The 8139-nt window shown below is 65.9% G+C and carries 10 protein-coding genes; 3 read left to right on the top strand and 7 right to left on the bottom strand.

The annotated features are described in order from the left end of the window. On the bottom strand, window positions 1–324 hold a 324-nt coding region (locus VFW45_17755; GenBank protein HEU5182637.1), incomplete at its 3' end, for a hypothetical protein. A gap of 173 nt (window positions 325–497) precedes the next feature. Next, window positions 498–836, bottom strand: a complete 339-nt coding sequence (locus tag VFW45_17750; protein ID HEU5182636.1) for a hypothetical protein — start codon at window positions 834–836, stop codon at window positions 498–500. 144 nt (window positions 837–980) lie between these two features. On the opposite strand from VFW45_17750, the gene VFW45_17745 reads away from it, so the two are divergent. Next, window positions 981–1664 carry a DedA family protein gene (locus VFW45_17745; GenBank protein HEU5182635.1) on the top strand — a complete coding sequence of 228 codons (684 nt, stop codon included), beginning with the start codon at window positions 981–983 and terminating at the stop codon, window positions 1662–1664. A gap of 21 nt (window positions 1665–1685) precedes the next feature. On the opposite strand, the gene VFW45_17740 is transcribed toward VFW45_17745, so the two are convergent. After that, window positions 1686–2234 (bottom strand): hypothetical protein, encoded by a 549-nt coding sequence (locus VFW45_17740; GenBank protein HEU5182634.1) that lies wholly within the window; start codon window positions 2232–2234, stop codon window positions 1686–1688. A gap of 143 nt (window positions 2235–2377) precedes the next feature. On the opposite strand from VFW45_17740, the gene VFW45_17735 reads away from it, so the two are divergent. After that, window positions 2378–3010 carry a hypothetical protein gene (locus VFW45_17735; GenBank protein ID HEU5182633.1) on the top strand — a complete coding sequence of 211 codons (633 nt, stop codon included), beginning with the start codon at window positions 2378–2380 and terminating at the stop codon, window positions 3008–3010. Between the two features lie 89 nt (window positions 3011–3099). Next, window positions 3100–3546 (top strand): hypothetical protein, encoded by a 447-nt coding sequence (locus VFW45_17730; GenBank protein ID HEU5182632.1) that lies wholly within the window; start codon window positions 3100–3102, stop codon window positions 3544–3546. A gap of 76 nt (window positions 3547–3622) precedes the next feature. On the opposite strand, the gene VFW45_17725 is transcribed toward VFW45_17730, so the two are convergent. The 4 genes from VFW45_17725 to VFW45_17710 all read right to left on the bottom strand — a co-directional run. Next, window positions 3623–3823, bottom strand: a complete 201-nt coding sequence (locus VFW45_17725) for a cold-shock protein (GenBank protein HEU5182631.1) — start codon at window positions 3821–3823, stop codon at window positions 3623–3625. Between the two features lie 247 nt (window positions 3824–4070). After that, window positions 4071–4733 carry a hypothetical protein gene (locus VFW45_17720; GenBank protein ID HEU5182630.1) on the bottom strand — a complete coding sequence of 221 codons (663 nt, stop codon included), beginning with the start codon at window positions 4731–4733 and terminating at the stop codon, window positions 4071–4073. Between the two features lie 100 nt (window positions 4734–4833). Beyond that, entirely contained in the window at window positions 4834–7152 is a 2319-nt protein-coding gene (locus VFW45_17715) for an ammonia-forming cytochrome c nitrite reductase subunit c552 (GenBank protein ID HEU5182629.1), read from the bottom strand. Next, window positions 7133–8139 (bottom strand): cytochrome c family protein (locus VFW45_17710; GenBank protein ID HEU5182628.1); only part of this gene is annotated, 1007 nt, incomplete at its 5' end. The genes VFW45_17710 and VFW45_17715, both read right to left, overlap by 20 nt.

Below are 8139 nucleotides of genomic sequence, written 5' to 3'. Positions count from 1 at the left end.
CTTGGCCGGCTGGGCGACCGCCGGCGGCGCCGTGGGCGGCGCTTCGGGCGGGGCCTCGGGCGGCGTGGTTGCTTCCGGAGTCCCCGGCTGCGCCGGGGCTGCTGGCGGAGCCGCGGCGGCAGGAGGAGCCGCGCCAGCCTGCGCGGCCTGGAGCGCCTGGAGCTGCTGGCGCAAGGCCGCGACTTCATCACGCAGCGACTGGATCTCGGCGTGCAACGCTTGAATCTCGGCGGCCTGATCCGCCGCCGGCGTCGCCTGCTGAGCAGCCGCGGGCGACGGCACGAAGGCCGCGCCGAGCAGGACCAGCGCGGCGGCAGTCATCAAGAGGCCCTGTTTCGTGCGGCCTCTTTCGGGCATCAGGGCAGGGACCATGCTCACCCCCAGGAAATTGGACCAACAGCTTTCCGCGTCCACTTGCCGATGAAGATCCCGGGCTCGACGTGCTTACGCGTGCGATCCACCGCGACGGCGGATTTCCTCTCGCGCGGCCCGGGACATCAGGACGTGAACAGGGAAGGGGGAGCTCTGGGAGATGAAAGGGAATGGTAAGGAACCGGCACGATGCCCGTCGCCAGGGCCTGGATGCGGGGACCGCGGACCGGCGGCTCGCAGGCGCAGGCGATCTCGAGCGGCGGCGACAACGTGCGGTGGGAAACCTTGCAGCCGAGACAGGCGTGATCGGACAAAGGCTCGGGATGGCCACATTGCGACCCGATACGCACCGCGGGATCGACCCCCTGCCAGTGCAGGTGGATCTGTGACGCAATCCCGACGGCGGTGACCGCCATCGCCAGGAGGCCTGCGAGGAGCCGGCGTCGGAAGGAGCTGAAGGGCATGATCCCTCGTCGCTGGAGGCCGAAACGAATCAAGAAACCCTAACGGAAGGTCCCCACGGCGTCAAGGAAGGCCGTCGGCGGGGCAGTTGAACGTCGTCCGCGAAGCCTGTAGATTGCCCGCCGGTTTACAAGGTGAGAGTCCGCATGCTGCACCCCGTCCTTGCCTCGACCTCCCTGCTCGAGACTCTGGAGAGTTTCGGGCCGAACCTCTGCTACCCGGGGTTGTACGGGCTGCTCCTGCTGTCCGGGGTGGGCGTGCCGCTGCCCGAAGATCTGACGCTGGCAACCTCCGGGTACCTGATCAGCAAAGGTCTGATGTCCTGGGTGCCTACCGTGCTGGTGGGGATCGCCGGGGTGATCACCGGCGATCAGTTCGTCTATTCCCTGGGGAAGGCGTTCGGCCCGAAGGTCCTGGCGCACCGCTGGCTTGCGCTCGCGCTCCCCGCGGAGCGCTACGAGAGAGTCCGCAATCGTTTCCTGCGGCACGGACCCAAGATGATCTTCTTCGCCCGCTTCGCGGCGGGCCTGAGAGGGCCGGTTTTCCTGACGGCCGGCGTCCTGCAGATGCCGCGCCGCCGGTTTCTCCTCTGGGACCTCGCGGGAGCGGCGATCAATGTCCCCCTGTATGTCCTCGTGGGCTACCTGGTGGGACCGCGGCTCGAATCGCTGCTCGCCGGAATTCGTCACTTCTGGCAGCTCGTGGTCCTGCTGCTCCTGCTCGTCATCGCCGGGATGTTGCTGCGGGCGGTGGTCCTCAGGCGGCGCGCGATGGCGGAAGGAAGCCGGGAAGTGGTACCGGCGCCCGGCGGGGAGGAGGAGGCGGAGTGATCACCCAGGCGAGGCAGGACCTCAGCGCGCGGCGGTCGGCTCGACGCGCTCCCGCTCCACCTTCTCGATCAGCTTGCGCGTGGCCATGAACCGCGGCCAGAACTCCTTTCCCATATAGCCGTCGAGCCGCAGGCGCAGCATCCCCTTGTAGTCGCTCACCGCGACCATGGGAAGGCTGCCGGCACCGTACTTCGCGGCGGCGCCGCTGAAATCCAGCGCGATGGGAAGGCTGTTCTCCAGCCCGATCCAGTAGGGCTCCGTCAGCGGATCCTCCTCGGGGGACAGGGCAACGAACTCGACGACCGTCAGGGCGGGGTCCTTGTGGAGTTTCTCCATCTCGCGCAGGAGCGTGGGGGCCTCCGGCTGCCCGGGCCGGATGAAGATCATGACGGTCGTCTTTCCGAGAAAATTGGTCGAAGGAAAGGTGCGCTTGTGGACGCTGTGGAAGCTGAAGGCCGGGGCGGGCTTTCCCACCATCGGATCGTCGGGCGGAGTGAAGGACGCGCCCGGCCGGCAGGCGTTACAGAGCAGCGCGCCCGCGAAGAGCGCGATCGCGAGACCCTTGCGCAACGGACCGGACTCCAAGCGTCGAGCTCCGCGGGAGGGAAGAAGCGGGGCATTATAGGGGGCCTCATCCGGCAGGGTCAAACCGCTGGAGGAGCGCCTCCGCCGCCGTTGCCGGGGCTGGGATTCGATGCTAGACTCCGCCGCCAATGAAAAGCCACAAGGGAAGCAGCGATTCAGTAAGCCCGCGCATCTCGGTCGGGGTCATGGGATCGGCGGGCGGCGATCTCGGCCATGAGACGCTTGACAAGGCCTACCGGATGGGCCAGGAGATCGCCCGCCGCGGCTGCGTGCTGATCACCGGCGCCTGTCCGGGACTGCCGCACCAGGCGGTGCTGGGCGCCCGCGCCGAGGGAGGGACCGTGATCGGCATCTCTCCCGCCCTGAACTTCGAAGAGCACGCCATGAAGTACGCCTCCCCGTACCACGGCTACGACGCCATCATCTATACGGGAAGCGGTCTGATGGGGCGCGAGATCGAAAACATCCGCTCCTGCGACATGGTCATCTTCATGGGGGGGCGGTCCGGCACGCTGGGAGAGTTCGCCATCGCCTACGACGAAGCCAAGGTGATCGGCGTGCTCAAGGGGACCGGCGGCATCACCGACAAGCTCGAGACGATCATCTCCTTCATCCAGAAGAACACGGGCGCCCAGGTGGTCTACAGCGAGGATCCCGACGAGCTGCTGGAGCTCCTGATGGAGGTCTACAACCGCCGCCTCCTGCCCTACTACAAGACCATCCTCGCCAACTCCAGCCCCGACGGCGACCTGGAGCCCTGAACATCGCGACCGGCGCCGATTCCCGCCAAAACTGTCCTGGCCGCGGGAGAACCGCCATGCTAGGATTGCCGGCCTGGGAGACATCATCGATGAAGCGGATTGCGGCGTTCCTGGTCCTTGCATCCTTCGCCCTCGTTCCCTGCGAGGCGGTCGAGGTCAAGAAAGAAGGGTGGCTCTTCCCGAATCCCGCCGCGGCCGAGAAGAAGGACATCAGACCGCAGGACTACACGCCGCGGATCGCCGGGGCCGAGACGCTGGTCAAGATCTACAAGCGCAAGAAGGACGGCGTGGTCTTCGACACCCTGGAGATCGAGGGAGAGATTTACGCCTGCCAGTTCCACATCCTGGGGGAGAATGGCGCACCGCCGACGGTTTACGCCATCGTCGACACCGATGGCGACGGTGTCTTCGAGAGCAAGTTCGAACGCGGCGAGAAGGCCGAGACCCCCGAGTGGGTCATCCAGCGCTACTACAAGAAACACCCCGAGCTGTCCGATCCCGGACCCTCCGCCTCGAAATCCCCGCAAGGGAAATAGAGCCTCCAAGCGGACAAATAAAAAGCCCCGGCGGTTCCCCCGCCGGGGCTTCATGTTGGCAAAGGTCGAAAGGAGCCTAGGCCTTAACGACGTTCTCCGCCTGCAGACCCTTGGGGCCCTGGGTGATATCGAACTCCACCGTCTGGCCTTCTTCCAGGGTCTTGTACCCATCACCCTTGATCGCAGAGAAGTGGACGAAGATGTCGCTTCCGTCCTCCTGCTGGATGAAACCGTACCCTTTGGCGTTGTTGAACCACTTTACTTTTCCTTTAGGCACTACTGGAACTACCTCCTTTCGACGAGAGTACAAGGCCTTGCCTTGGTTCGAGGCGGCTATCGCACCGCCGTGACTGAAAGCCGTCCTGAGGGCAAAAAAAAACCACCGAAGCCGAACTGCGCTGGGGTGGTCTTCTGCTACTCAGGACTCAAAACGGAAACTCCTCGCAACACGCGGCAAACAGTACAGTCCTAAGGGGTACCTGTCAAGTTCTATTTTTCGCATTTCGGTCGATTTGCCGCTCCTGTCACGGCTCCAGCAGCTCCGCCTTCCGGCAGCGCATATCCTCCAGCGCCTCCCGCAGCCCTTCCGCGAGCGCCCGGACGCGGGCGCCGTTGCCTTTTTCCTGCTCCTGCAGCAGCTCGCGCGCCAGCGACGACAGCCGTCCCAAAGCCGCGACGTCCCCTTCGGCCCGGGCCCGCAGCGAGGCAGCCGTCTCATTGAAGACCGATTCGAGCTCCCGGAAGCAATCGTGCTTGCGCAGCCTCAGGAAGGCGCTCAGGCGCCCGCGCCGCAGCTCATCGAGGCGGCGCGTCAGATTGAGGATCACCCCGGCGGTGCGGTGGGTTTCCATCAGCTCGATGAGGAAGACCCCCGCCAGAAAAACGACGCCTCCCAGGATGAGAGAGAGCAGCGTGATCCGATCCCAGCGCCTCAGGCCGGCCTGCATGAAAGGGGCCATCTGCTGCAGGTCCCGCGAGGCTTCCAGGTTGACCTGGTAGAGAACGAAGGCGAGCAGGGAGATCAGGGCGCCGCTTCCGAGCACGCTCTTGGTGGCGCTCTTCAGCTGGTAGCCGCGATGCACCAGCAGCCGCCGCCGGCGGCCGAAGACGCGGCTGCGCAGCTTCCTGAAAAAGCCCTTTTCGGAAGCGTGAGCGGGAGCGTGCAGGACACGGGAAGGATCGGGCATGACGGGTGGAATCTAGGTTTCGCGCCAGGCCCAGTCAATGAAGCCGAGTAGATTGCGCCGGGGCCGTCTGTCGTCAGATTTCCGACAGGCCCACGGCCGGTCAGGACCCCAGCTTTCCGAGGGCCGTTCGCGCTTCGGCCAGGTTCGGGGCGATCGAGACGGCGCGGGAATACTCATCCCGGGCGCCCCTGCGATCGCCGGCGGCTTCGTAGGCGCGGCCGAGCTGGAAATGCGCCATGGCGTTGCGCGGATGCGACGAGAGGAACTTCGTCAGGAGCTCGACGGCCGCACGCGGCTCGCCGGTGTCGAGGCGGGCGAGGGCGAGAAAATACTGCGCCTCGGCGTGGCCCGGATCGATTTCGAGCGCGCGGGTGAAGTGTGGAATCGCTTCAGCGGGTCGCTTCGCCTGCTGGTAGAGCACGCCGAGGTTGAAGGGCGGGACAGGGCTCGACGGCAGCAGCGCAGCGGCGGCATTGAACTGCTCCGCGGCCGAATCGATCTCACCACGCTCCGCCAGGGCCGTTCCCATCTGGATCCTGATTTGCGGCAGATCGGGATCGAGCTTCAGGGCAAAGCGATACTCCGAAAGCGCCTTGTCCGTCTCCCCGCGCTTCGCGTAAATGTCCCCCAGTCCGGCGTGATCCTCCGGGACGTCGGAGCGCACGTCCCCGACGACCTCTTCGTAATCCTTCACGACGTCCTGAATCCGCTGCTGCAGCGCCGGGTCCTTGGGACGCACGCCGCGGCGCGCCAGCTCCACTCCGGCCACGCGGCGCATCGCGTTCTCGGGCCGGCTCACCGCCCGCAGCAGCGCCTGATCCGACTCCGGCCCCGGAACGGAGGCGAAGGCCGCCACGATCTGATAGCGAACCAGCGGCTCCTCCTGCGGGTCGAGCATGGCGTCGACGAGGGGCGTCAGGATCGAGGGATCCTGATAGGTCGCCAGGATGCGCGGAATGCCCGCGCGGCGCGGCATCGACAGGGCCGATTTGTCGGAGAACAGGGAAAGCAGCGCTCGCGGCGCCGCCGGATCCTTGCGGAAGCCATAGAAGAAGGCGGCGGCCTTGTTGACCCGATCGGTCTGCTCGTCCTTGAACCAGCGCTTGATCGCCTGGGCCGCCCATTCGGGGTCGCGGTCGCGGTGGCAGGTGTTGCAGGCGTTGGGCGCTCCGAAATTCTGCGTGACGGCGGGAACCGGCACGGAGATGCTGTGGTCGCGCGCCTGCAGCCGTCTTCCCAGGATGTCGACGAAAGGCATGTGGCAGTCCATGCAGTTGACCGCCGCGGCGTCGTGGTGGGAGTGCTCCTCGGGCCCCAGCTTCTTGTCGGCATGGCAGTGGATGCACAGGCGCGGCAGGTTGCTCTGAGGCTCGCGCAGGTCGACCGGGTTCTCCGAGCCGTGCGGATCGTGGCAGCCGGTGCAGGTGAGATCGCCCTTGGCGTAGCAGCTGCTCTGCAGGTGCGCGATGTAGTTGTAATTCAGCCCCTTGTTCCGGCCGTCCGAGAAGAACTGGTTGCCGGTGCTGGGGACGATGGGCTCGTAGTAATCGAGGAAATCCTCCCCCGGCTTGTAGCCGCGCTGCAGGGTCGTCTTGGCGGCGTGGCACTTGGCGCACACTTCCACCTGGCGCTTCGGCGACAGCTCACCCAGCTTGATCAGTCCGCCGCGTGCCGCGTCGATGTCTCCGCCGCGCGAGGCGCCGCTCCAGGCTTCCACGTGCAGGCTGCCCGGACCGTGGCACGACTCGCAGTTGATCGTCAGATCCACCCAGCTGGTCTTGTAGGTGGCGCTCGCCAGGTCGAAGTTCTTCTCCACCTGGCTGCCGTGGCAGCCGCTGCAGCCCGAGTTCCAGGTCCGCCCGCGGTTGGCCCAGAAGGAATGGTCCTTCGGGGTGAGCTTCTTCCCGCCGCTGGGGACGACCCCTTCGGTCTGGTCGTACCAGAGCTGCTCCTCGAGATCGTAATAGGTCGGGAGCACCTGGTAGCGCCCGTCGGGAAAGCGGGTGAGATAGACCTGCGTCTGCCGGAACCCCAGCACGATGTCCACCGGATAGGTTTCGGGGTTGCCGGAGGGGCCTTCGGTGAGCATGGAATACTTGCCGTCCTTGACGCTCATGCGCGAGGTCACGCCCCGGTAGACGTAGACGTTCTTGAGCTCGAAATCGCCTTTGACCACCTCGGGGCGGGTGGTGAAGGCGTGGTTGCCGTGGGCGCTCAGCTTCCACCGGGCCGTCTCTTCCTGGTGGCAGGTGGCGCAGCGCTCGGCCCCCACGTAGGTGGCGGCGGGACCCGCTGGATGGGCATTCTCGTGGGAGCGGCAGGACAAGACGAGGCAGGCCAGGACCGCCGGCAGGAGCGTGCGGGTGCGGGACGGCCGCGAAGGCCGGCCGGCGTTCCCGCTACCGCGCGTGCATGGCATGGAGGCCCCTGGCCTTCATCGCGACATAGTCGAACACATACTTGTCGTCGGGGCATGGATCGGAAGGGTGATGGCACTGGACGCAGGCGCGTACGTCGGCGCGCACCAGTCCGGCGCTCTTGTGCGCGCCCTTGCCGGCCACCATGTGGTCCATGTATTCGCTGGCCGGTCCGTGGCACGCCTCGCACTGCACGCCGACACGGTTGGGAGTCTTGGCGAAAGAGACGAAGCCACCCGGCTGGCCATAGCCCGTGGTGTGACACGGGAAACAGGTCGCATCGTTCGTGAAATCGGCATCGGGATCGATGTTCAGTGCTTTCGCTTTCGATTCCCGGTCGGCGCCCGGATAGAGCGAGTTGAAAGTGGCCGCCATATCGGTCTTGCGCCACGAGCGGTAGATGTCCTCGTGGCACCCTTCACAGTAGCGGTCCCCCAGGTATTTCGCTCCCGTCTTGAAGGGGACGCCCGTTTCGCTGGGCGGGATGAAGGTGGGGGAAAAAGGAGCGGGGGCCTTCTCGAAAGGAGCGCGGTCTCCGGGAAGCGGCGCCCCGTTCAACAGCTGGCGGGCTTCCCCCTCGATGTAGATCAGACTTTCCTTCACCTTCATGTTGCCGAGCCAGTGAGTGTGGTCGGGAGAGCTGTGATAAGCGCCCTTCCAGGCGGTGGGTGCATGGAACGACGCCATCTCGAAAAAGCGCTGCTCGAGGGGAGAAGTGTTTTCGTAGAGCTGGTGCGTGCCCATCACCAGGACAGCTCCCTCCACAGGATTGGGGGCGCGCTCCTCGGGACGCGGCCGCAGGGCCCCGGCGCGATGTACCGCCTCGACGATCTCGGCGGCGCGATCCACCATCCGGTCGGTCTGGCGCTTGATGGCGTCGGCGTCGGCCAGCGACTCGCGCGCGAACGAGGTGGCATGGCAGGAGGTGCAGACCTGCAGCATCTCGTTGCGCCGGAGATCGAACTCGGCGCGCGACAGCTTCTTCATCG

This window comes from Candidatus Polarisedimenticolia bacterium, from assembly GCA_035764505.1.
GTDB lineage: Bacteria > Acidobacteriota > Polarisedimenticolia > Gp22-AA2 > AA152 > AA152.
The sequence above is the reverse complement of the archived record's forward strand: the minus strand, read 5'-3'. Positions and strand labels throughout refer to the sequence as shown.

Coding starts and splice junctions, on each gene's coding strand:
- VFW45_17750 (HEU5182636.1), bottom strand. CDS start 836: ATGCCCTTCAGCTCCTTCCGACGCCGGCTCCTCGCAGGCCTCCTGGCG.
- VFW45_17735 (HEU5182633.1), top strand. CDS start 2,378: ATGAAAAGCCACAAGGGAAGCAGCGATTCAGTAAGCCCGCGCATCTCG.
- VFW45_17745 (HEU5182635.1), top strand. CDS start 981: ATGCTGCACCCCGTCCTTGCCTCGACCTCCCTGCTCGAGACTCTGGAG.
- VFW45_17730 (HEU5182632.1), top strand. CDS start 3,100: ATGAAGCGGATTGCGGCGTTCCTGGTCCTTGCATCCTTCGCCCTCGTT.
- VFW45_17720 (HEU5182630.1), bottom strand. CDS start 4,733: ATGCCCGATCCTTCCCGTGTCCTGCACGCTCCCGCTCACGCTTCCGAA.
- VFW45_17715 (HEU5182629.1), bottom strand. CDS start 7,152: ATGCCATGCACGCGCGGTAGCGGGAACGCCGGCCGGCCTTCGCGGCCG.